The organism is Streptomyces sp. Y1 (assembly GCF_041053115.1).
GTDB classification, from domain to species: domain Bacteria; phylum Actinomycetota; class Actinomycetes; order Streptomycetales; family Streptomycetaceae; genus Kitasatospora; species Kitasatospora rubellomurina.
Map to the genome: position 1 here is coordinate 3,643,487 of NZ_CP163445.1, position 21,761 is coordinate 3,665,247.

General features: G+C 74.2%; 23 protein-coding genes. 12 read left to right on the forward strand and 11 right to left on the reverse strand.

The annotated features are described in order from the left end of the window. Nucleotides 1–4: 4 nt before the first annotated feature. From efeB to AB2U05_RS15475, 7 genes are all read left to right on the forward strand, one after another. On the forward strand, nt 5–1,267 hold the full coding sequence (efeB, locus tag AB2U05_RS15445; RefSeq protein WP_369183483.1) for an iron uptake transporter deferrochelatase/peroxidase subunit: 1,263 nt from the start codon (nt 5–7) through the stop codon (nt 1,265–1,267). Nucleotides 1,268–1,388: 121 nt separating this feature from the next. After that, nucleotides 1,389–2,324, forward strand: coding sequence for a prephenate dehydratase (gene pheA, locus AB2U05_RS15450; RefSeq protein WP_045703786.1), 936 nt, complete (start codon nt 1,389–1,391; stop codon nt 2,322–2,324). Between the two features lie 515 nt (nt 2,325–2,839). Next, entirely contained in the window at nt 2,840–4,114 is a 1,275-nt protein-coding gene (serS, locus tag AB2U05_RS15455; RefSeq protein WP_078860897.1) for a serine--tRNA ligase, read from the forward strand. Then, nucleotides 4,111–4,944 carry an HAD family hydrolase gene (locus AB2U05_RS15460; RefSeq protein ID WP_369183484.1) on the forward strand — a complete coding sequence of 278 codons (834 nt, stop codon included), beginning with the start codon at nt 4,111–4,113 and terminating at the stop codon, nt 4,942–4,944. Before serS ends, AB2U05_RS15460 begins: the two co-directional genes overlap by 4 nt. Nucleotides 4,945–5,073: 129 nt before the next feature. After that, nucleotides 5,074–5,580: a nuclear transport factor 2 family protein gene (locus AB2U05_RS15465; protein WP_045703782.1), complete on the forward strand. Its 507-nt coding sequence runs from the start codon at nt 5,074–5,076 to the stop codon at nt 5,578–5,580. A 96-nt stretch (nt 5,581–5,676) separates the two neighbouring features. Then, nucleotides 5,677–6,405, forward strand: a complete 729-nt coding sequence (locus AB2U05_RS15470) for a FadR/GntR family transcriptional regulator (RefSeq protein WP_369183485.1) — start codon at nt 5,677–5,679, stop codon at nt 6,403–6,405. Between the two features lie 64 nt (nt 6,406–6,469). Next, entirely contained in the window at nt 6,470–7,720 is a 1,251-nt protein-coding gene (locus AB2U05_RS15475; RefSeq protein ID WP_045703777.1) for an MFS transporter, read from the forward strand. Here the strand turns inward: AB2U05_RS15475 and AB2U05_RS15480 are convergent, their stop codons facing one another. The 8 genes from AB2U05_RS15480 to AB2U05_RS15515 all read right to left on the reverse strand — a co-directional run bounded on the left by AB2U05_RS15480 (nt 7,721) and on the right by AB2U05_RS15515 (nt 14,236). After that, entirely contained in the window at nt 7,721–8,437 is a 717-nt protein-coding gene (locus AB2U05_RS15480; protein WP_045703775.1) for an ABC transporter permease, read from the reverse strand. A 43-nt stretch (nt 8,438–8,480) separates the two neighbouring features. Continuing rightward, nucleotides 8,481–9,398, reverse strand: a complete 918-nt coding sequence (locus tag AB2U05_RS15485; RefSeq protein ID WP_045703773.1) for an ABC transporter ATP-binding protein — start codon at nt 9,396–9,398, stop codon at nt 8,481–8,483. A gap of 9 nt (nt 9,399–9,407) precedes the next feature. Next, entirely contained in the window at nt 9,408–10,304 is an 897-nt protein-coding gene (locus AB2U05_RS15490) for an ABC transporter permease (RefSeq protein ID WP_045703771.1), read from the reverse strand. Next, entirely contained in the window at nt 10,288–11,295 is a 1,008-nt protein-coding gene (locus AB2U05_RS15495; protein ID WP_045710473.1) for an ABC transporter ATP-binding protein, read from the reverse strand. The genes AB2U05_RS15490 and AB2U05_RS15495 overlap by 17 nt, the downstream gene beginning before the upstream one ends. 96 nt (nt 11,296–11,391) lie before the next feature. After that, a complete protein-coding gene (locus AB2U05_RS15500) occupies nt 11,392–11,979 on the reverse strand; it encodes a hypothetical protein (protein ID WP_369183486.1) in 588 nt (195 codons plus the stop codon). 97 nt (nt 11,980–12,076) lie between these two features. Next, nucleotides 12,077–12,775, reverse strand: coding sequence for a hypothetical protein (locus AB2U05_RS15505; RefSeq protein WP_369183487.1), 699 nt, complete (start codon nt 12,773–12,775; stop codon nt 12,077–12,079). Nucleotides 12,776–12,869: 94 nt separating this feature from the next. Next, a complete protein-coding gene (locus AB2U05_RS15510; protein ID WP_369183488.1) occupies nt 12,870–13,694 on the reverse strand; it encodes a hypothetical protein in 825 nt (274 codons plus the stop codon). Then, nucleotides 13,691–14,236, reverse strand: a complete 546-nt coding sequence (locus AB2U05_RS15515; RefSeq protein ID WP_244179031.1) for an RNA polymerase sigma factor — start codon at nt 14,234–14,236, stop codon at nt 13,691–13,693. Before AB2U05_RS15515 ends, AB2U05_RS15510 begins: the two co-directional genes overlap by 4 nt. An 86-nt stretch (nt 14,237–14,322) precedes the next feature. Between AB2U05_RS15515 and AB2U05_RS15520 the strand changes: the two genes are divergently transcribed. The 5 genes from AB2U05_RS15520 to AB2U05_RS15540 all read left to right on the forward strand — a co-directional run bounded on the left by AB2U05_RS15520 (nt 14,323) and on the right by AB2U05_RS15540 (nt 18,943). Next, entirely contained in the window at nt 14,323–15,237 is a 915-nt protein-coding gene (locus tag AB2U05_RS15520) for a serine/threonine-protein kinase (protein ID WP_045703758.1), read from the forward strand. Between the two features lie 56 nt (nt 15,238–15,293). Beyond that, a complete protein-coding gene (locus AB2U05_RS15525; RefSeq protein ID WP_045703757.1) occupies nt 15,294–16,181 on the forward strand; it encodes an LLM class flavin-dependent oxidoreductase in 888 nt (295 codons plus the stop codon). 310 nt (nt 16,182–16,491) lie between these two features. Further along, entirely contained in the window at nt 16,492–16,704 is a 213-nt protein-coding gene (locus AB2U05_RS15530; RefSeq protein ID WP_045703755.1) for a hypothetical protein, read from the forward strand. A 50-nt stretch (nt 16,705–16,754) separates the two neighbouring features. After that, nucleotides 16,755–18,098 (forward strand): crotonyl-CoA carboxylase/reductase, encoded by a 1,344-nt coding sequence (ccrA, locus tag AB2U05_RS15535; protein ID WP_045703754.1) that lies wholly within the window; start codon nt 16,755–16,757, stop codon nt 18,096–18,098. A gap of 47 nt (nt 18,099–18,145) precedes the next feature. Beyond that, on the forward strand, nt 18,146–18,943 hold the full coding sequence (locus AB2U05_RS15540; RefSeq protein WP_369183489.1) for a thioesterase II family protein: 798 nt from the start codon (nt 18,146–18,148) through the stop codon (nt 18,941–18,943). Here the strand turns inward: AB2U05_RS15540 and AB2U05_RS15545 are convergent. The 3 genes from AB2U05_RS15545 to AB2U05_RS15555 form a co-directional block, all read right to left on the reverse strand. Beyond that, a complete protein-coding gene (locus AB2U05_RS15545) occupies nt 18,925–19,671 on the reverse strand; it encodes a 4'-phosphopantetheinyl transferase (protein WP_369183490.1) in 747 nt (248 codons plus the stop codon). The genes AB2U05_RS15540 and AB2U05_RS15545 overlap by 19 nt on opposite strands. Before the next feature lie 126 nt (nt 19,672–19,797). Further along, on the reverse strand, nt 19,798–20,103 hold the full coding sequence (locus AB2U05_RS15550; RefSeq protein ID WP_369183491.1) for a DUF5302 domain-containing protein: 306 nt from the start codon (nt 20,101–20,103) through the stop codon (nt 19,798–19,800). Further along, a complete protein-coding gene (locus AB2U05_RS15555) occupies nt 20,100–21,668 on the reverse strand; it encodes an MFS transporter (RefSeq protein ID WP_369183492.1) in 1,569 nt (522 codons plus the stop codon). The genes AB2U05_RS15550 and AB2U05_RS15555 overlap by 4 nt, the downstream gene beginning before the upstream one ends. Nucleotides 21,669–21,761 lie beyond the last annotated feature (93 nt).

The window sequence follows — 21,761 nt, forward strand, 5'->3', positions numbered from 1 at the left end:
CGCGATGGACGACGACACCACCGGCACCGTCATCGGGCGGGCCGGCTTCACCCGGCGGGCGCTGCTCGGCACCGCCGGCGCCGGACTGCTGGCGGGCGCCGGCGCGGGCGTGGCGGTCGCCTACGCCCGGACCGGCGGCGTCGACGAGCCGGCGGGCGGCGCCCTCGGCTCGGCGCGGGTGCCGTTCCACGGGGAGCACCAGGCCGGGATCCTGGAACCGCAGCAGGCCAGGGTCCAGCTGGCCGCCTTCGACCTGGTCGACGGCCTCGGCCGGGACGGGCTGCGCAGCCTGTTCCAGCGCTGGTCGAAGGCCGCCGAGCGGCTGACCGCCGGGGAGCCGGCCGAGGAGTTCGACAACCAGGTCGCCCTGGACGCCGGGCCCTGCTCGCTCACCCTCACGGTCGGCGTCGGCACCCCGCTGTTCGACAAGGCGGGGCTGGCCGACCGCCGCCCGGCCGCGCTCGACCCGCTGCCCGCCTTCCCGGGCGACGCGCTGGACGCGGCCCGCAGCGACGGCGACCTGTTCGTCCAGATCGGCGCGGACGACGCCCTCGTCGCGGTGCACGCGCTGCGGGTGCTGCAGCGGCTGGCGGCCGGGGCGGCGTCCCTGCGCTGGCAGTCGGCCGGCTTCGCCCGCACCCCGGGCGCCACCGCGCGGCCGATGACCGGCCGCAACCTGATGGGCCAGATCGACGGCACCAACAACCCCAGGCCGGGCGAGGACGGCTTCGCCGCCAAGGTGTTCTGCGCGCCCGGCGGCGACCGGCCGGACTGGCTGGCCGGCGGCTCGTACCTGGTGTTCCGCCGCATCCGGATGCTGCTGGACCACTGGGAGGCGCTGCCGGTGGACCGGCAGGAGCGGGTGATCGGACGGCGCAAGGCGGACGGCGCGCCGCTCGGCGCGCCCGCGGGGGCCGGCGAGCACACTCCGGTGGACCTCGCGGCCCAGGGCCCGGACGGCGCGCTGGCGATCCCCGCCGACGCGCACATCCGGGTCGCCGCCCCGGCCGCCAACGGCGGGGCGGCCATGCTGCGGCGCGGCTTCTCGTACCACGACGGGCCGGCGGCGGACGGCTCGCCGGACGCCGGGCTGCTCTTCCTCGCCTTCCAGGCCGATCCGCGCAACGGCTTCACCCCGGTGCAGCGCAAGCTCTCCCGGGGCGACGGGCTCTCCCGCTTCCTGCGGCACGAGGCGAGCGGGCTGTACGCGGTGCTGCCGGGCGTGCCGGCCGGCGGGTACCTGGGGCAGCAGCTCGTCGACGGATAGCACAGCGGCCCCGCTGCTGTCCCGTCCGTTGGGACACCGCGATGGCCCGCGCGCGGAATCGTTAGGGTGACTGCGCGGGCCCGTCCCGCACCTGTCTTCCCCGTTGCCACCGGAGGCGTCAATGTCGGCCACCCGCTACACCTACCTCGGCCCGGCCGGCACCTTCACCGAGGCGGCGCTGCACACCCTGCCGGAGGCGGCGACCCGGGAGCTGGTGCCGCTGTCCTCGGTGGCGCTGGCGCTGGACGCGGTGCGCGGTGGGGAGGCGTCCGGGGCGTTCGTGCCGATCGAGAACTCCGTCGAGGGCGCGGTCACCGCGACCAACGACGAACTCGCCTCCGGCGCACCGCTGATGATCTACCGCGAGGTGCTGCTGCCGATCGCCTTCGCGCTGCTGGTGCGCCCGGGCACCGAGCTGGCCGGGATCAAGACGGTGACCAGTCACCCGGTGGCCCAGCCGCAGGTGCGCCGCTGGCTGGCGGCCAACCTGCCGGACGCCGTCTGGGAGTCGGCGGCCTCCAACGCGGACGGCGCGCGGCTGGTCTCCGAGGGGCGCTACGACGCGGCGTTCGCGGGCGAGTTCGCGGCGCCGATCTACGGGCTGGACCCGCTGGTCAAGGACATCGCGGACGCGAGGAGCGCGACCACCCGGTTCGTCCTGGTCGGCCGCCCGGGGCGGATCTCCTCGGCGACCGGCGCGGACAAGACCTCGATGGTGGTCTGGCTGCCGGACGACCACCCGGGTGCGCTGCTGGAGCTGCTGCAGGAGTTCGCGGTGCGCGGGATCAACCTGATGCGGATCGAGTCCCGGCCGACCGGCGAGGGCCTGGGCAACTACTGCTTCCTGATCGACTGCGAGGGGCACCTGTCCGAGCGGCGGGTGGGCGAGGCGATGATGGGCCTCAAGCGGATCTGCCCGCAGGTGCGCTTCCTCGGCTCCTATCCGCGCGCCGACCGGCAGCCGTCGACCGGACGGCGGCCCGGAACCTCGGACGCCGATTTCACCGCGGCCTCGGACTGGCTCTCCCGCTGCCTGGACGGGCGCGCGGACGCCTGATCGCCTGATCGACACCTGCCGTCTTTCCGGCCTTTTCCGACTGTTTTCGATCGCCCCGATCGGGGCGGGCGGGTGACCGCACCGTCGTCCACAGGGCCCGGCGGGCCCGGGGCCCGCTGTCCACAGGGCCGTCCACTGTCCACAGCCGGAAGTTATCCACAGGTCCGGGCACGAGTCGACAAACCGGTATAGCCATTGCCCAGAACTGGTCGGACCATCGGTTTGCGTCTCAGATATGACTTATCGGACCAGAGTCACCCGGTTGCCTGCAAATCACCCGTGCGAGTGCTTCAATTCCCTCGCCTGAGTGGGTCCATTGAGGTTTGAAACCTCAATTCAGCGGTTCGGGTTGGCGGAGGGTGATCTTCCCCATCGATCCACAGCCCCGGCCCCGGACCTGTGGATAACCCGGATCCACCGGTTTCCCCACAGGAGTTATCCACAGGCGGGGTCGAGTTATCCCCAGGGGAAAACCGGTACCGGTGGAGAAGCGGCCGCCCGGTACGCTAGGCCCTGTGATTGACCTTCGCCTGCTCCGTGAGGACCCTGACCGAGTGCGCGCCTCGCAGCGCGTCCGTGGCGAGGACGTCGACGTCGTCGACGCCCTCCTCTCCGCCGACGAGCGGCGCCGGTCCTCGGGCAGTCGCTTCGACGAACTGCGCAACGAGCAGCGGGTGCTCGGCAAGCAGGTCGCCCAGGCCAAGGGCGACGAGAAGGCCGCCCTCCTGCAGCGCACCAAGGACCTGGCCGCCGAGGTCAAGGCCGCCGACGCCGAGCAGAGCGCCGCCAAGGAGGAGGCCGACCGCCTGCTCCGCTCGCTGGCGAACCTCATCGACCCGGCCGCCCCGGTCGGCGGCGAGGAGGACTTCGTCACCCTCGAGGAGATCGGCACCCCGCGCGACTTCGCCGCCGAGGGCTTCGAGCCCCGCGACCACGTCGAGCTGGGCCAGATCCTCGGCGCGATCGACACCGAGCGCGGCGCCAAGGTCGCCGGCGCCCGCTCCTACTACCTGACCGGCGTCGGCGCCCTGCTGGAGCTCGGCCTCGTCAACATGGCGATCGCCCAGGCCACCGCGGCCGGCTTCGTCCCGATGATCACCCCGACCCTGGTCCGCCCGGCCGCCATGGACGGCACCGGGTTCCTCGGCCAGGCCGCCGAGAACGTCTACCACCTCGCCGAGGACGACCGGTACCTGGTCGGCACCAGCGAGGTGCCGCTCGCGGCGTACCACATGGACGAGATCATCGACGCCGAGAAGCTGCCGCTGCGCTACGCCGGCTACTCGTCCTGCTTCCGCCGCGAGGCCGGCACCTACGGCAAGGACACCCGCGGCATCATCCGCGTCCACCAGTTCGAGAAGGTGGAGATGTTCGTCTACACCACTCCCGAGGACGCGGAGAACGAGCACCGCCGGCTGCTCCAGTGGGAGAAGGACTTCCTCAACGCCCTGGAGCTGCCCTACCGGGTGATCGACGTCGCCTCCGGCGACCTCGGCGCCTCGGCCGCGCGCAAGTTCGACATCGAGGCGTGGATCCCCACCCAGGGCAAGTACCGCGAGGTCACCTCGACCTCCAACACCACCGAGTACCAGGCCCGCCGGCTGTCGATCCGGATGCGCGAGGAGGGCAAGACCCGCCCGCTCGCCACCCTGAACGGCACCCTGGTCGCGATCCCGCGCACCATCGTGGCGATCCTGGAGAACCACCAGCAGGCGGACGGCTCGGTCGTCGTGCCCGAGGCGCTGCGGCCGTTCCTCGGCGGGCGGACCGTCCTCGAGCCGGTCAAGTGACCTCGACCGCACGGCCCGGAGGTGGCGACCTGCCCTACCGGCTGGTCGCCACCGACCTCGACGGCACGCTGCTCACCAGCGCCGAGACCGTCTCCGAGCGCACCCGCGCCGCGCTGGCCACGGCCACCGGCGCGGGCGCGCTGCACATCGTCGTCACCGGCCGCTCCGCCGTCTGGGCCCGGCCGGTCTTCGACGAGATCGGCTACACCGGGATAGCGGTCTGCGGCCAGGGCGCCCAGGTCTACGACGCCGGCGCGCACAAGCTGCTCACCTCGCTCACCCTGGACCGCCGGCTCGCCGCGCTCGCGATCGAGAAGATCGAGGCCGAGACCGGGCCGCTGGCCGTCGCCGCCAACCAGGACGGCCTGGACGGGCAGGTGCTGGCCGGGCCCGGGTACGAGCTGCTGATCGGCTCGGACCTGCCGGTCGTCCGGGTCGAGCGCGGCGAACTGCTCGCCTCCCCGGTCAGCAAGCTCTACGTCCAGCACCCGGGCCTCACCGACGACGCCCTCGCCGAGGCCGCCCGCAGCGCGGCCGGCGGCCTGGTCGGCGCGGTGATGGCCGGCGCGGGCGTGGTGGAGCTGCTGCCGCTCGGCCTGTCGAAGGCCACCGGGCTCGCCGTGGCCGCCCGCCGGCTGGGCGTGCGGGCCGCCGACACCATCGCCTTCGGCGACATGCCCAACGACGTCCCGATGTTCGGCTGGGCCGCGCACGGCGTCGCCATGGCGAACGCGCACGAGGAGCTGCTGGCCGTCGCGGACGAGGTCACCGCGGGCAACGACGAGGACGGCGTCGCGGTCGTCCTGGAGCGGCTCTTCGCGGGGCGCTGAGAGCCGCGGCCGATCGTTGAGCCGAGCTCAACGATCATGACGCAGAAGGGCGTTGATGCCTCCTGCGGCGCGCAGCAGGATCGGAGCTGCCCGGGACACCACCGGATCCGACCCACCGAGGAGAGCCCCATGGACGTCACCCGCGACCGTGCCCTGACCGCCCCCGCCGACGACACCGCCGCCGTCGTCGCCGAACTGCGCGACCGCGCGGAGATCACCGACGCGCTCTACCGCTTCGGCCTCGGGCAGGACCTGAAGGACAGGGAGCTGTTCGCCTCGGCCTTCGCCGCCGACGCCGAGCTGGACTTCCGCCCCGCCGCCGCCAAGTGGGGCGGCGAGCCGCCGCTGATGACCGGGCGGGAGTTCATCGTCGACACCATCCTGGCGATGTTCACCGGCCGGGTCGACACCACCCACCAGGTCACCAACCCGCGGATCGTCGTCGACGGCGACACCGCCCGGCTGACCGCCCTGGTGGAGGCGCAGCACCTGCTCGTCGCCGATCCGGCCACCCACGCGCTGCTGAAGAACCCCTACGACGTGGAGCTGGTCCGCGACGGCGACCGCTGGGTGATCCGGCGGCTGCGCATCGACAACACCTGGTTCACCGGGGACCCCACCGCGATCTTCGGCTGACCCCGGGGCCCCGGCCCGGGGCAGTTGTAGGATGACCGGGCAAGCGGTTGTAGGATGACCGATGACCGACGAGTGGTGTGCGAAGGGAGGCCCGGCATGAGCGGCGAGAACAACCTGCAGGCGGCCGGGCGGCGCTCCCTGGTCGACACCGCGATCGACCAGCTGCGCGAGCAGGTGGTCGACGGGACCTGGCCGGTCGGGTCGCAGATCCCGACCGAGCACGAGCTCGCCGAGCGGCTGCAGGTCGGCCGGAACACCGTGCGGGAGGCGATCCGGGTGCTGGTGCACGCCGGCATGCTGGTCTCCCGGCAGGGCGAGGGGACGTTCGTCCGCTCCACCAGCGACCCCGCCGCCGTGCTGCGCGGCGTCCAGCGCTCCGGCATCCGGGACGTCCTGGAGGTCCGCGCGGCGCTGGAGGCCGAGGGCGCCCGGCTGGCCGCGCTGCGGCACACCCCCGAGGACATCCGGCGGATGCGGGCCGCGCTGGCCCGCGAGGCCGAGGTCTTCGCGAAGCACCCGGAGCGGGCCGGCCGCGAGGCCACCGTCGAGCACGACCTGGAGTTCCACACCGCCGTCGTCGAGGCCGCGCACAACCCGGCGCTGACCGAGGTGTACCGCTACTTCGGCGCCTCCGTGCGCGAGTCGATGACCGCCGCGTTCGGCGACCACGAGATGCCCGAGGCGGTCGTGGCCACCCACGAGGCGCTGGTCGACGCGATCGAGAGCGGCGACCCGGAGCGGGCCGAGACGGCGTGTCGCGCGCTGCTCGCCGAGCCCACCGCGGCCGTCGAGCAGCTGCTCGCGGCCATCGCGGCCCGGAAGTAGGACGGCGCGAGCCTCCCGCCTCCCCGCCCGCCCCTCCCCCGATTCCGGAAAGAACAGCACAACCATGGCCGTCACCCGTGCCCAGCAGCCGGTCGTCCCCGCTCCCGTCCGGCTGCCCGTCCGCTCCCGGCTGGCCCACCCGGCCCTGCTGCTGGCCGGCATCCTGCTGGTCGCCCTGAACATGCGCGCCTGCCTGGCCGCCATCTCGCCGATGGTCGCCGAGATCCAGCGCACCTTCGGCCTGTCCGCCACCGCGAGCGGGCTGATCACCACCGTGCCGGTGCTGTTCCAGGGCGTCGGCGCGCCGCTCACCCCCCGGCTGACCCGCCGCTTCGGCGCGGAGCGGGTGGTGCTGGGCGCGGTGCTGCTGCTGGGCGCGGGCGTGCTGCTGCGGGTGCTGCCCTCGGTGTACGCGCTGTACTTCGGCTGCATGGTGATCGGCGTGGCCATCGCGGTGCTGAACGTGTCGATGCCCGGCCTGGTCAAGCGGGAGTTCCCGGACCGCGCGGCCACCATGACCGGCGTCTACACCACCACCATGCTGGTCGGCGCGACCTTCGCCGCCGCCACGTCCGTCCCGCTGGAGCACGCGCTCGGCGGCGGCTGGCAGGCCTCGCTCGGCGCCTGGTCGCTGCTCGCGCTGGTCGCGGCGGTGGCCTGGCTGCCGCAGGTGCTGCGCTCCCGGCAGGAGCGGGCGGCGACGGCCGCCGCGGCCGCCCCGGCGGCGGGGCCCGGCCGGGCGATCGAGGGGCTGTGGAAGACCCCGATGGCCTGGCAGATCAGCCTGTTCATGGGGATCTCGTCGCTGCTGGTGTACATCGTGGTCGCCTGGATGCCGACCATCCTGGCCGACCACGGCATGGAGCGCGGCAAGGCCGGCCTGGTCTTCGCCTTCTCCAACCTGCTGCAGGGCGTGGGCGCGTTCCTGGTGCCGCTGATGGCCGGCCGGATGACCCGCCAGCGCGGCCTGGCGGTGTCGATGGCGGCGCTGAACGGGATCGGCATCGCGCTGCTGCTGGCCGCGCCGGTCTCCGGCGCCTGGGCGGCGGCGGCCGTCCTCGGGATCGCCCAGGGCGGCTCGCTGGGCCTGGGCCTGGCGTTCATCGTGCTGCGGACCGGCAGCGCGGCCGGTGCCGCCCAGCTGGGCGGGATGTCGCAGGCGATCGGCTACGTGGTCGCGGCGGCGGGCCCGGTCGGGGCCGGTGCGCTGCACCAGCTCACCGGCGGCTGGTCGGCCACCCTGGTGGTGATGCTGGTGCTGTCCGCGGTGGTCGCCGTGGCGGGCTGGGGCGCGGGGCGCAACCGGACCCTGTGATCACTCGTCCGCGGTCAGGGTCAGCCCGGCCAGCTTGACCGAGGCGAGCACCGTCGAGGCGACGGTGACGATCAGCAGCAGCGGGACGGCCGTGCCGAGCGGGACGGCGGAGCCGATCGCCGACTCCCCGGCGACCGACTGGGCCACCGCCCGCCCCCACTGCTGGATGCTCAGCGTCCGGGCGCCGTCGACGTAGTTGCCGACCAGCGCCTCCCAGACCAGCGCGTACCCCAGCCCGGCCACCACCGCGTGCCGGGTGACCACGCCGAGCAGCAGGAACAGCGCGCTGTACGCGGCCCCGGCGACCAGCACCGCCACGGTGTAGCCGAGCGCCAGGCCGTCCCGGGTGCCGTACAGCAGCAGGCCGGCGAACAGGGTCGGGACGGCGGCGAAGGCCCAGGTGGTGCCGATCGCGACGACGAGCTTGGTGGTGACGATCCGCCAGCGCGGCAGCGGCTTGGCGAGCAGGTAGACGATCGAGCCGTCGTCGATCTCGGTGGCGATCACCCCGGTGCCGACCACCAACCCGAGGATCGGCACCAGGGTGCCGAGGTCGAGCTCGCCGAGGATCTTGACGGTCAGGCTCTGCTCGTCGCCGTGCGCGGCGGCCGCGAGGGCGGAGACCGCCAGCAGCAGCGCGGGGACCACCAGCAGCAGGAGGCCGCGGCGGCGGCCCAGCAGGCCGCGTACGGTCAGCCTGGCGACGGTCGGGTTCATGGTCGGTCGGCCCCTTCCCGGGTCCTCGTGGTTGCGGTGTCGGTCACGCCGAGACCAGGTAGGAGAAGACGCTCTCCAGCGACTCGTCCGCCGGGGAGACGGTGTACAGCCGGATGCCGGCCTCCCGGGCGACCCTGGGCAGCAGGGTGGTGAAGCCCTGGAAGTTCACCGCCTGGACGCGCAGCGCGCGCTCCCGCCCGTCCACCTCGATGCCGGCGGTGGAGCCGTCCGCGATGAGCGCGGCGGCGAGACGGCGGTCGTCGCTGGAGCGGACCAGGTAGCGGTGCGGCCGGTCGGTCATCAGCCGGCGGATCCTGCGGAAGTCGCCGGAGGCGGCGTGCCGGCCGGCGACCACGACCTCGATGTGCCGGGCGAGCTGCTCGACCTCCTCAAGGATGTGCGAGGAGAACAGCACCGTCCGGCCGTCCGCGCCGAAGCGGCGCAGCAGGTCCATCAGGTGCAGGCGCTGGCGGGGGTCCATGCCGTTGAAGGGCTCGTCGAGCAGCAGCACGGACGGGTCGTGGACGAGCGCGGAGGCCATCTTGACCCGCTGCTTCATGCCCTTGGAGTAGGTGCCGGTGCGGCGGTCCTTGGCCTCGGCCATCTCGACCAGGTCGAGGGCCCTGCGGGCGGCGGCGCCCGGGTGGGCGAGGCCGTGCAGTTCGGCGTTGGCGAGCACGAACTCCCAGCCGGTCAGGTGGTCGTACATCGACTCGCGTTCCGGGACGAGGCCGATCTGCCGGTACACCTGCTGGTTGCGCCAGATCGGGGTGCCGTCCAGGGCGACCGAGCCGCTGGAGGGGGCGAGGAAGCCGCTCATCATGTGGATGAGCGTCGACTTGCCCGCGCCGTTGGGCCCGAGCAGGCCGGTGATGCCCGGGCCGATCGCCATGGTGACGTCGTTGACCGCGACCACGTTCCCGAACCAGCGGGAGACCGTGTCGATGGTGATGGTGGCCATGGCGCCCTCTCAGATCTTCTCGTAGCGGCGCAGCAGCAGGCGGTACGAGCCGGCCACCAGGGCCACCGCGACGAGCGCGAACACCGCCGTCCCGACACCGCCCGGCGCGTGCCGGCGGTCGAGGCCGCCGCCGAGGTCGAACAGTTCGTTGACCAGGCTCTCCACCAGGCCGTCCGGCGAGATCAGCGCCGTCCACTGCGCGGCGTCGGCGGAGTCGGTGCCCCGGGTGATGCCGACCGCGACCGCGGCCACCGCCGCGCTGACCGCCAGGTAGCCCATGATGGCGGCCACCCCGAAGCCCCGGCGCGGTGTGAACCCGGCGATCGCCAGCGCGACCGAGGTCGGCACCAGCGCGTACAGCAGGGCCGCGGCCAGGCCGTACAGGGCGTGCTCGGTGTTGTCCCCGACGTCCATCCCGCCGAGCAGCGCGCCCGCGTACAGCACCAGCAGCGGGGCCGCCATCAGCAGGAACTGGGCGCAGAACATGGCGGCGAACTTGGCCCGCACGTAGTCGCCGCGGGTGATCGGGCGGGAGAAGTACAGCGGCACGGTGTGGTGGCGCAGGTCCCGGGAGAGCAGCACCGGCGCCTGGGCGGCCAGGAAGATCCAGACCAGCATCCCGACCGAGGAGAGGTAGCCGGCGTACTCGACCCCGAGGTCGTCCAGCTTCGTGGTGAGCGCGAACGCCACGACGATCGCGGCGGGCAGCGTGGTGGCGGCCAGCACCAGCATCGGCAGCACCTTGGCCTTGCCGGAGCGGCCGAGGCCGTACGCGGCGCGCAGGCTCTGGGTGAAGAGCGCGCGGGTGGCGTGGCCGCGGCCGAGGCGGGGGCCCCGGTAGCCGCGGTAGCCGATGTCGTGGATGACGCCGGTGTCGGCGCTCCCGGTCTCAGGAGGCAGCGACATCGTCCGCACCTCCCCTGCTGAAGTCCTGTGCGTCGGTGAAGAGTTCGGCGACCCGGTGGCGGCGCTGCTCCAACCGGACCAGGCCGAGGCCGAGTTCGGCGACGGTGTCGCGGATGGTGTCGTAGGTGCCCTCGCCGGCCAGCCGGACCAGCAGCAGGTGCGAGCCCTCCGCCTGGACGGACAGGCCGGCGGCGGCGAGCCGGCCGCGGACCTCCTCGCCCGGGGCGAGGGTGTGGTCGTCCGGGTGGTCGGTGACCTCGACGGCGAGGACGGCCGTCGCCTCGGTGAAGGAGGCGGTGGAGGAGGAGCGCAGCAGCCTGCCGCCGTCGATGACGACCAGGTGGTCGCAGGTGCGCTCCAGCTCGCCGAGCAGGTGGGTGGTGACCAGCACCGAGATGCCGAAGTCGCTGTGCACGCGGCGGATCAGCGCCAGCATCTCGTCCCGGCCGGCCGGGTCGAGGCCGTTGGTCGGCTCGTCCAGCAGCACCAGCTTCGGGTCGTGCACCAGCGCCTGGGCGAGCTTGACCCGCTGCTTCATGCCGGTCGAGTAGCCGCCCATCGGCCGGTACCGCTCCTCGTACAGGCCGACGTGCCGCAGGGTGTCGGCGGTGCGCTCGCGGGCGGCGGTCGCGGGCAGGCCCGACATCCGGGCCATGTGCACCACGAACTCGGTGGCGGAGACGTCCGGCGGCAGGCAGTCGTGCTCGGGCATGTAGCCGACCTGCTCGCGGATCTCCGGGCCCCGGGTGGCGATGTCCAGGCCCAGCACCTCGCCGCGGCCGGACGTCGCCGGGGCGAGCCCGAGCAGGAGCTTGATCAGGGTGGACTTGCCGGCCCCGTTGGCCCCGACCAGCCCGACCACCCCGGGCAGCACCTCGACGGTGAGCGCGTCGAGGGCGGTGACCCGGGGGTACCTCTTGGTGAGGCCATCGGTCTTGATGACAGCAGTGGACACGCACTCAACGTAACGGCGGTGCGCCGTACGGGGCATGAGCTGGAATGACGAGGGCCGCTAGTGCCCCGGTATGACGTCGGGCCCGCTCCCCCTTAGGGGCTGAACGGGCCCGACGTCACGTGCGTTGCCGGCTCAGGAGCTCGGACGCTCCCACATCTCGGTGACCTTGCCGGAGGCGTCGAACGCCACCTTGTAGTCGCCGCTGGAGCAGGGGTAGAAGCCCTTCTGGTTCCCCGGCGTGGTGATGCACTCGTTGATGTGCTTGGCCAGGTCGGCCGCGTTGACCTCCTTCGGCGGGGCGACGACCGACCGCAGGTGGCCCTTGACGGTGGGCGCGAACTGCGCGGTCTTGGCGGCGCCGACCGGCTCGTGGGCGACGTCGTCGACGCCGCAGGCGTCCTTGGTCTCCTTGTAGGTGAGGGCCGTCGCGGTGGTGCCCTTCTCCACGTTGACCCACTTCTGCCCGGCGGGCAGCGGGTCGCTGGTGCAGAAGCCCTCCGGCTCCCCGCTGGCCCCGGCGGACGGCTTGCCGGACGCCTTGCCGGTCGGCTTGCCCGCGGGCGCGGCCGGGCTGGCGGGAGCGGACGCGGGCGCGGTGGCGGCCGTGGTGGGCGCGCTGCCCTGGCCGTTGTCGGACGGGTCGTCCGGCCCGCAGGCGGCGAGGCCGAACGCGGCGGCGACGACCAGGGCGGCGGCGAGTGGTCTCCTGGAAACAGGCATGGCGAAGCAACCCCCGATTTTCAACACATGATCAGATTCGCTGTGCGGCGGACAGACTAGCGCGTCCCCCCGACACCCTGTCCGCCGCCGCCCCCGCTCAAGAGGAGAGGCGGTTCAGCGCCGCGGTGGCGATGCCCTCGACGGCGGCCGGGGCGTCGGCGGACTGGCCGGTGAGCTCGACGACGGCGACCCTGGTGCCGCTGCGCAGGACCGCGACCCCGCCGCTGGCGCTGCCGTCGCCGTTGTAGGCCGGGTACCAGTGGGCGGTGCCGCCGGCGGCGGTCAGGGTGTGGGCCGCGCCGTAGCGCCAGTGGCCGGCGGGCTCGTCCTGGCAGTCCTGGACGAGCGTGACGAGCTGCTGCTCCCAGGTGGCGGCCGCGGTCTCGGTGGGGGCGCTCGCGGCCGACTCGGTCAGTCCGCCCTTGGTGTCGAAGGTCCAGGTCACGGCCGCGTACGCGGTGGCCTTCTCCTTGGTCAGATCGCGCATCGTCTCCTCGCCGGAGCACGCGGACAGCGCCTGGCGCCCGGTCAGCACGACGGTCGCGCCGACCGGGTTCGGGCCCCGCCGGAAGTCCTCGCTCTGGACGAGGCGGGCGGAGCCCAGTCCGGGCGCGGCGGCCGCGGCCGGGCGGGTGGCGGCCGCGGCGCGGGGCGCGGCGTCGCGCGCGGCCCCGTCCGCGCTGGCCGACTGGGTGCCGACGACGCTGACCGTGATCAGCGAGGCGGCGAAGCAGGCCGCGGCGACGAGCCGGTTGCGGCGGACGGACTTCTGCTGGACGGTCCGGTTCTCGGTCATCTGGTCCCCCTGCTGGTCGGGACGCCTGCTGCGTCCTCGTACAACCGGGGAGATGCCGCCGGGGAAGGGAAAGTTGGAGCCCCGACCCGCTGTTTCACAGCTGTGACAGAGCGGTCCCGACGACCCGGTTCATCGCGGCCGTCCCCAGGCAGGCGGAGACCTCCAGCACTCCGTAGTGGGTGCCGCTGCGCAGCACGGCGATGCCGCCGCAGGGCTCCTTGCCCTCGGGCGCCCTGCCGGTGGTGTTGAGCGATCCCTGGTAGTAGCCCATCCAGCTCGCGGTGACGTCCGGGGCGAGCTGCAGCGTCGTGGTCCGTCCGTAGACCCAGTGCCCCGGCGTGTCCTCCTGGCAGGGCACCTCCTCCAGCAGCAGGCGCTCGGCGTAGTTCTGTGCCAGGGAAGGGCTCTGGGCCTCGGCGGCGACCTCGCGGGCGACCTGGTCGGCGACGGCGTCGGCCAGCGTGGGGTCGCCCGAGCTGGTGCGGGAGCCGGTCATCAGACCGCGGAAGTGGGCACCGCGCCCGCCCAGGGTCTGGCTGAGGCTCTTCTCGCCGGTGCAGGCCGCGTTGGCGTAGGACCCGTCGCCGTACCGGTCGGCGACGTGGATCCGCCCGGGGCCGATGTCCGGGCCGAACGCCGCGGGTGCCAGCAGGTTCGCGGTCGTCACCGGCCCGGCCGCGCCGGTGACGACCGCACCGGTCGGCGAGGCGGAGGCGGTACTGGTGCCGGTGCCGGAGGCCGAGGACGCGGGCGTCGGGACGGACCCGCCGGGCGTCGCGGCGGCGGACGCGCCGGGGGGCGGTGGCAGGACGAACCGGCCGGTCGCCAGCCCGAGCGCGGCGGCCGCCACCAGGGCGGCGACGGCGGACCGCAGCCGGACGACCGCGCGGCCGCCGCCCGCCGCGGGAGCGCCGCTCACGGACCGGTGACCAGGCGCTCGCGCATGAAGCGGCGGGCCTGGTGGATGCGGTCCTTGACCGTGCCCAGCGGGGCGTCCAGCTGCGCGGCCACCTGGACGTAGGTCAGGTCGCCCAGGTCGCGCAGCACGAAGGACTCCACCAGGGCGGGGTGCTGCTGCTCCAGCGCGGCCAGCGCCTCCATCACGTCGAGCCTGGTCCCGGCGATGACGCTGGTGGTGCGCGGGTCGACGGACTCGGGGAGGTCGGCGTGGCTCTCCTCGGCGCGCCGGCGCATCGAGCGGTAGGTGGACCGGGCGGCGTTCGAGGCGATCACCGTCACCCAGCCCAGGAAGGAGCCGTGGCCGCCGTACCCGCCCAGGTGCGTGCTGATGGACAGCAGCGCGTCCTGCGCGGCCTCCTCCGCGTCGGCGTGGTGGGGCAGGAAGCGCGAGCAGCGGCGCAGCACCACCGGCCGCAGCTTGGCCAGCAGGTGCTCCATCGCCCCCGGGTCGCCCGCCTGAGCGGCCGTCACGAGCGCTTCCAGCTCGGCTTCCTCGAACACCCGGATCCCCCGTTCCGTCCCGGCCGGCATCCGGCCCGCCGATCGGGAGTTCCGCGCTCCCTCCGACTCCGGCAGAATGCTGCCACATGCGCAAGCTCGGTCGTTACCTCCTGCTGGAGCGGCTCGGAGCGGGCTCCTTCGCGACGGTCTGGAAGGCCTACGATCCGGAGCTCGACACCGAGGTCGCGGTGAAGGTGCTGGCCGAGAACTGGGCCGCCAACGCCGATGTGCGCGAGCGGTTCCTGACCGAGGCGAGGCTGCTGCGCCGGATCGCCAGCCCGCGGGTGGTCCGGGTGCACGACGTCGGGGTGCAGGAGGACCGGCCCTACTTCGTCATGGACTACGTCCGCGGCGGCACCCTGGCGGACCGGGTCGGGCAGTGCGAGCCGCAGGAGGCGCTGCGGCTGGCCGCGGAGGCCGGCTACGCCGTCCAGGTCCTGCACGAGGCGGGTGTGGTGCACCGCGACGTGAAACCGTCCAACCTGCTGCTCGCCGCCGGCCCCGCGCCCGCCGCGGTGCTGGTGGCGGACCTGGGCAGCGCGAAGCAACTGGCCGACGCGTCCGGGCTGACGGTGACCACGGGCACGCCCGCGTACATGGCACCGGAACAGGCCTTCCAGACCGGCGGGTTCGACGGCAGGGCCGACGTGTACGCGCTGGCCGTCGTGACCTACGAGCTGCTGACCGGGCAGAAGCCGTTCGGCCCGGGCGGACGCGCCGCGTCCCTGCTGACCGACCAGCCGGCCGCCTCGACGCTGCCGGCGCTCCCGGCCGGAGCGGAGCTCCCGCCGAACCTCGCCCTGCTGCTGCGGTCCGCGATGTCCGTCGAGCCGGCGGACCGGCCGGCGACCGCCCAGGCCTTCGCGGACGCGCTGCTGGCGCCCGTCCCGCAGTCCGGGCCGCCCCGGGAAGGCCCCGGGTGGCTGACCCCGCGCGCGGTCGGGCTGGCGTCGGCCGCAGTGTTCACGGCGGCGACCCTGCTGGGCTGGCTGCGGCGCTGACGAGGCCGTCACGTCGCAGGGCCCCGGCCGCGCACGGCTACCGTAGGGTCGGCGGTATGCGACTGAGTACGGTGATCCTTCCCATCCACCGGTGGGGCGAGGGGCAGAAGATCTGGCGGCGGGCCGAGGAGCTCGGGTTCCACGCCGCGTACACGTACGACCACCTGTCCTGGCGGTCGTTCCGCGAGGAGCCGTGGTTCGGGTCCCTGCCGACGCTGACGGCGGCCGCGACGGTGACCGAGCGGCTGCGGCTGGGGACGCTGGTGACCTCGCCGAACTTCCGGCACCCGGTGACGCTGGCCAAGGAGCTGATCACGCTGGACGACGTGTCCGGCGGGCGGGTCACGCTCGGGATCGGGGCCGGCGGGACGGGCTACGACGCGACGGCGATGGGGCAGGAGGCCTGGTCGCCGAAGGAGCGGGCGGACCGGTTCGGCGAGTTCCTGCCGCTGCTCGACGAGCTGCTGCGCAGCGACGCCACGACGCGCGAGGGCACCTACTACTCGGCGGTGGAGGCCCGGAACGTCCCCGGCTGCGTGCAGACCCCGCGGGTGCCGTTCTACGTCGCCGCGACCGGGCCGCGCGGGCTGCGGCTGGCCGCCGAGTACGGGCAGGGCTGGGTGACGTACGGCGACCCGCGCGGGCCGGCGGACGTGCCGGTGGAGCAGGCGCCCGGGGTCGTCGCGCGGCAGATCGAGAAGCTGGCGGCCGCCTGCGAGGCGAAGGGCCGGGACGTCGCGACGCTGGAGAAGGTGCTGCTCCAGGGCTCGACGGCGGAGAAGCCGCTGCGGTCGGTGGACGCCTTCGTCGACTGGGCCGGCACCTACCGGGAGCTGGGGATCACCGAGCTGGTGATCCACTGGCCGGTGCCGGACTCGATCTTCGAGAACGACCTCGCCGTCTTCGAGCGGATCGCCACCGAGGGCCTCGCCCAGCTGGGCTGAGCACCGCCGCCGGGCGGGCCCGCCCCCGCCCGGCGGCCGATAGGCGCTGTCGCGGTCCGCCGCTGCGACCCCGTCACAGAACCAACCACGGTACGGTCCAAGGGATTTGGGGCCGGTCGGGGCGGTGGCGGGAGGGGCGGGCGGGGCCGGCGAGGCGGATGGGGCTATCCGTTCGCTATCGGTGGGCAGTCGCCCGGGCCCCGGCGGGCGAGGGGCGCTCGAAAGGAGGTCGATGGCGGCGGACGGTTGTGTGGTGACCACGAGGACGACAGCAGCCGGTCCTCGACACCACACCACGGAGGATCCCGAGATGTTCACCACCACCAAGAAGCAGCGCAAGGTCGTCGGCGGCGTCGCGGGTGCCGCGCTCGCCGCACTGGTCGGCCTCGGCCTCTCGGTCTCCCCGCTCACCACCGACGACACCCACTGGGGCAACCCCGTCCCGGGCGGCGTGCACGTGACCGCCGATGGCACCACTCCCCCGGTCGTCGTCCCGCACCCGGCCGACACGCACTGGGGCTGATCTTCCGTCAAGGCCCGGCGGACGCGGGCCCGGAGAAGGGACACGGACCGGTGGAACACATCATCAGCACGATCGAGGCCGACACCGCCACCACCGCGGACTTCGCGGCGCTGCCGCTGCCCGAGTCGTACCGGGGCGCGACGGTGCGCCGGGACGAGGCCGGCATGTTCGAGGGGATGGCCTCGCGGGACAAGGACCCGGGCGCGTCGCTGCGGGTCGAGGACGTGCCCACGCCGCCGCTCGGCCCGGGCGAGGCGATCGTCGCGGTGATGGCCAGCGCCGTCAACTACAACACCGTCTGGAGCGCGATCTTCGAGCCGGTGCCGACCTTCGGCTTCCTGGAGCGCTACGGCCGCTCCCGGCCCGACGCCGCGCACCACGACCGGCCGTACCACGTGGTCGGCTCCGACCTGGCCGGCGTCGTGCTGCGCACCGGCCCCGGCGTGACCCGCTGGCGGCCCGGCGACCGGGTGGTGGCGCACTGCCTGTCCGTCGAGCTGGAGTCCGCGGACGGGCACGGCGACACCATGCTCGACCCGGAGCAGCGGATCTGGGGCTACGAGACCAACTACGGCGGCCTCGCCGAGCTCGCCCTGGTCAAGGCCAACCAGCTGATGCCCAAGCCCGAGCACCTGACCTGGGAGGAAGCCGCCTGCTCCGGGCTGGTGAACTCCACCGCCTACCGGCAGCTGGTCTCCCGCAACGGCGCCGGCATGAAGCAGGGCGACGTGGTGCTGGTCTGGGGCGCCGGCGGCGGCCTCGGCTCGTACGCCACCCAGCTCGCCCTGAACGGCGGCGGCATCCCCGTCTGCGTGGTCTCCGGCGAGCGCAAGGCGGCGCTGGTCCGCTCGATGGGCGCCGAGCTGGTGATCGACCGGTCCGCCGAGGGCTACCGGTTCTGGAAGGACGAGCACACGCCGGACCCGCGCGAGTGGAAGCGCCTCGGCGCCCGCATCCGCGACCTCACCGGCGGCGACGACCCCGACATCGTGTTCGAGCACCCCGGCCGGGAGACCTTCGGCGCCAGCGTCTACGTGGCCCGCCGCGGCGGCACCGTGGTGACCTGCGCCTCCACCTCCGGCTTCCAGCACCAGTTCGACAACCGCTACCTGTGGACCTCGCTCAAGCGCGTCGTCGGCACCCACTTCGCGAACTACCGCGAGGCCTGGGAGGCCAACCGCCTGATCAGCCGGGGCATGGTGCACCCGACCCTGTCGGTCACCCACCCGCTGGCCGAGGTCGGCGAGGCCGCCCGCGCGGTGCACCGCAACCTCCACAGCGGCAAGGTCGGCGTGCTCGGCCTCGCCCCGCGCGCCGGGCTCGGCGTGCGCGACCACGAACTGCGCGAGCGGCACCGGCCGGCCATCGACCGGTTCCGCACCGAGGCCGGCTGAGCCCACGTTCCCGAACCCGTAGGACAGTCCCGAGGAGACCCGCCCGCATGACCACCGCCACCGCCGCCGAGGACGCCCTCTGGGCCCGGACCTACCACCCCGCCCCGGCCGGGGCGGGCCAGCTGGTCTGCTTCCCGCACGCCGGCGGCTCGGCCAGCTTCTTCTACCCGCTGTCGGCCGAACTCGCCGCCGCGGCCGAGGTGGTGGCGGTGCAGTACCCCGGCCGGCAGGACCGGCACGGCGAACCGACGCCGTCCGACATCAACGTCCTCGCCGACCTCGTCTACCGGGCGCTGCGGCCCCGGCTCGCCGCCCGGCCGACCACCCTGTTCGGCCACAGCATGGGCTCCGTCGTCGCCTTCGAGGTGGCCCGCCGGATGGAGGCGGACGGCCTGGCGCCGGTGCGCCTGTTCGCCTCCGGCCGGGGCGGCCCGTCGGTGCCGCGCACCGGCACCGTCCACCTGCGCGACGACGCGGGCATCGTCGCCGAACTGGACGGCCTGGCCGGCACGGACGCCGTGCTGCTCGCCGACGAGGACTTCCTGCGGATGGTCATGCCGGCCATCCGCGCCGACTACACCGCCGTCGAGACCTACCGCTGCGGCCCGGACGCCGTGCTGCGCTGCCCGATCACCGCGCTCACCGGCGACAGCGACCCCAAGGCGCCGCACGAGGAGGTGCTGGTGTGGGGCCGGCACACCAGCGGGGACTTCGAGCTGCGGCGGTTCCCGGGCGGCCACTTCTACCTGGTCGACGAGGCCGACGCGGTGACGGACGTCCTGCGGCGGCACCTGGTGACGGCCACGACGGCCACGGATCCGGCCGGTCAGCGCACGGCACCGTAACCTCCGAGCCGGGGCGCCCCGTTCGATGCCCCCTGGGGCGCCCCTACGACCTCCGCCCGCGGCGCGCGGACGGGCGCGAGCGTGACCACCGAGGTCAGCAGCAGCCCGCCGCGCGCCAGCCAGCGGCCGGAGTAGTCCGCACGCAGCCCGAGCTCCCGCTCCAGCGGGGTGAGCAGCAGGTGCGCGCGGAACGTCCCCTCCGGCGTGAAGGTGAGGTCCGCGTCGAAGAAGTCGAGGATGCGCCGGCCCTGCGGGAACCAGGCCTTGTAGACGCTCTCCTTCGCGCTGAACAGCAACCGCCCCCAGTTCACCGGCTGCGGGGCGGTTCGCCGCAGTTCCCGCAGCCGCGCGCACTCGTCGGGCGAGGCGATCGACTCCAGCAGGTCCTCGGGCAGCGGCTCGTCGGGCTCGACGTCGATGCCGAGCGCCAGCACGTCCGCCGTCCGGACCACCGCCGCCGCCCGGTAGTTCGTCGAGTGGGTGATGCTCCCCAGCACCCCGGCGGGCCAGCGCGGCTCGCCCAGCGGCCCCGGCGGCACCGCCACCGGCGGCAGCCCGAGCCGGGCCAGCGCCCGGCGGGCGCACAGCCGCGCGGTGGTGAACTCGCGCCGCCGGGACTCCACCGCCCGGGAGATCTGCGCCGCCTCCTCGGGGTAGAGCGGCCCCTCCAGGCCGTCGTTGAACGCCTCGGCCGAGGCCACCTCGGAGGGCAGGATGTCTGCGATCACGGCACCTCACACACCTTCACGGTTCGAAGAATCGAAGAACGGGGGGACAGGGGGACGGGGGGACGTCGGGGGACGGGGGACGGCGGCGGGCGGGGCCGTGACGGCCCCGCCCGCACCGGCCCGCGCTCAGCCGGTCTTGCGGCGGAAGCTGCGCTTGCGGGCGGCCGGGCCGTGCAGGTCGCCGACCTTGCTGCGGCCGGCCTGCTGCGCCTCGCGGGCCTGCCGGGCGGCGCCGCCGCTCTTCAGGCCGAGCGCGTCCTGGAAGCGGCGCCGCAGGTCGTCCTGCGGGGCGGCGGGCGCGGCGGCGGGGGCGGCGGTGAGCTTGGCGGACTGCTGGATGTTGCCGGTCATGGGGACCTCCGAGGTGGTGAGCGGGCGGAACAGGGGGTGGAAGGCGGACAGCGGGGCGACGGACGTTCTGGACGCGGTCATGCGAGGGCTCCTTGCGAGGGGTCGGCGAGGTCTTCGGGCCTCCGGGCGGGCCCGGGGAGGAAGCGGCTGAGGGCGGCGGTCAGCGCGAAGGCGCCGGCGTTGTACCAGAGCGTCGCGCCGGTCGCCGAGCAGAACCGGTCGATCCGGTCGGGCGCGTCGGCGGCGACGCCCCCGGTCACGGCGAGGAAGATCGCCCCGACCACGGCCACACCGACCGCCGAACCGAACTGGGTGACGGCGTTGACGACCCCGGATCCCGCACCGGAGTCCTGCGGCGGCACCTCGCTGAGCACCACCGAGGCGAGCACCGGCGAGCACAGGCCCATGCCGAAGCCCACCACCAGCTCCGCGCCGGCCACCTGCCACCAGGACAGGCCCGCCCCGGCCGAGCGGACCGCGGCCGTCAGCAGCAGCGAACCGGCCGCCATGACCGCCGCTCCCGCCCCGACGAACAGCCGGCCGCGGCGCGTGCCGTGCCGCCACGCGATCTGGAAGGTGACCGCGATGCCGACCGGCCAGGCCGCCGTCGCCAGCGCCGTCCGCAGCACCGACCAGCCGAGGCCGTACTGCAGGTGGTAGGTGAGGACGAGCGCGAGCGAGCCGATCCCGGTGAAGGCGAGCAGCGTCACCGCCAGCCCGGCCGCGAAGCTGCGCCGGGCGAACAGCGGCGGCGGCACCAGCGCGCTGCCGTCCCGGGCGTGCCGGCGGCGCTGGTGGCGGGCGAACAGCAGGAACAGGACGGGCGCCGCGAGCGCCGGCAGCAGCATCCAGGCCGGCCAGCCCTGCTCGCGGCCCTGCACCAGCGGGTACATCAGCCCGAACGCGGCCGCGGTGAGCAGCGCGACGCCGGGCAGGTCGAGCCGGGGCGGGCCCTCGTGCCGGTTCTCCGGCAGGAGTCCGGCGCCGAGCCCCGTGATCAGCAGCCCGAGCGGCAGGTTGACCAGGAAGATCGCCCGCCAGCCGAGGCCGAACAGGTCGAGCCCGGTCAGCAGTCCGCCGAGCAGCGGGCCGCCGACGCTGCCCAGGGTGAGCGCCGCGCCCAGCACGGCGAAGGCGACCGGCCACTCCTTCGGGCGGAACAGCGTGACGATCACCGACATCACCTGCGGCACCATCAGCGCCGCCGCCACCCCCTGCACCAGGCGGGCGGCGACCAGGAGTTCGGCGTTCGGGGCGAAGCCGCAGGCGGCCGAGGCGAGGGTGAAGCCGGCCACCCCGGCGAGGAACACCCGCTTGCGGCCGTGGATGTCGCCGAGCCGGCCGCCGGTGATGAGGGAGAGCGAGAACGCCAGGGCGTAGCCGGCGAGCGTCCACTGGGCGGTGGCGAAGTCGGCGCCCAGGTCGCGCTGCACGGCGGGGAGGACGACGGTGACGATGTTGACGTCGAGGCTGTCCAGGAACGAGGCGCCGGTGACGACGGCCAGCAGCAGCCAGCGCAGGCGCGGCGGGGCGGGATGCGCCTGCGGCGGATCCGCGGGTTCGGCGGCTTCGGCGGGCTCGGCGGCTTCGGCGGCTTCGGCGGCAGGTGGCGCGGGAAGTGCGGTCTCCTGCACGGTGGTTGACACGACGGGACCTCCCGAGGGGTCGGTGCGGGGACGCCCGGGCGCCGGAGGCCCCGGATCGGGGGCCGTCCGGCGTTCCGGGCGTCGTCGGGTGCG

Bases quoted from the DNA above. Each gene is read 5' to 3' on its own strand.
- AB2U05_RS15500 (WP_369183486.1), bottom strand. From the start codon at position 11,979: ATGCCTGTTTCCAGGAGACCACTCGCCGCCGCCCTGGTCGTCGCCGCC.
- AB2U05_RS15480 (WP_045703775.1), bottom strand. From the start codon at position 8,437: ATGAACCCGACCGTCGCCAGGCTGACCGTACGCGGCCTGCTGGGCCGC.
- AB2U05_RS15485 (WP_045703773.1), bottom strand. From the start codon at position 9,398: ATGGCCACCATCACCATCGACACGGTCTCCCGCTGGTTCGGGAACGTG.
- AB2U05_RS15495 (WP_045710473.1), bottom strand. From the start codon at position 11,295: ATGCCCCGTACGGCGCACCGCCGTTACGTTGAGTGCGTGTCCACTGCT.
- AB2U05_RS15520 (WP_045703758.1), top strand. From the start codon at position 14,323: ATGCGCAAGCTCGGTCGTTACCTCCTGCTGGAGCGGCTCGGAGCGGGC.
- AB2U05_RS15540 (WP_369183489.1), top strand. From the start codon at position 18,146: ATGACCACCGCCACCGCCGCCGAGGACGCCCTCTGGGCCCGGACCTAC.
- AB2U05_RS15530 (WP_045703755.1), top strand. From the start codon at position 16,492: ATGTTCACCACCACCAAGAAGCAGCGCAAGGTCGTCGGCGGCGTCGCG.
- AB2U05_RS15550 (WP_369183491.1), bottom strand. From the start codon at position 20,103: ATGACCGCGTCCAGAACGTCCGTCGCCCCGCTGTCCGCCTTCCACCCC.
- AB2U05_RS15475 (WP_045703777.1), top strand. From the start codon at position 6,470: ATGGCCGTCACCCGTGCCCAGCAGCCGGTCGTCCCCGCTCCCGTCCGG.
- AB2U05_RS15470 (WP_369183485.1), top strand. From the start codon at position 5,677: ATGAGCGGCGAGAACAACCTGCAGGCGGCCGGGCGGCGCTCCCTGGTC.
- AB2U05_RS15465 (WP_045703782.1), top strand. From the start codon at position 5,074: ATGGACGTCACCCGCGACCGTGCCCTGACCGCCCCCGCCGACGACACC.
- AB2U05_RS15505 (WP_369183487.1), bottom strand. From the start codon at position 12,775: ATGACCGAGAACCGGACCGTCCAGCAGAAGTCCGTCCGCCGCAACCGG.
- efeB (WP_369183483.1), top strand. From the start codon at position 5: ATGGACGACGACACCACCGGCACCGTCATCGGGCGGGCCGGCTTCACC.
- pheA (WP_045703786.1), top strand. From the start codon at position 1,389: ATGTCGGCCACCCGCTACACCTACCTCGGCCCGGCCGGCACCTTCACC.
- AB2U05_RS15490 (WP_045703771.1), bottom strand. From the start codon at position 10,304: ATGTCGCTGCCTCCTGAGACCGGGAGCGCCGACACCGGCGTCATCCAC.
- AB2U05_RS15525 (WP_045703757.1), top strand. From the start codon at position 15,294: ATGCGACTGAGTACGGTGATCCTTCCCATCCACCGGTGGGGCGAGGGG.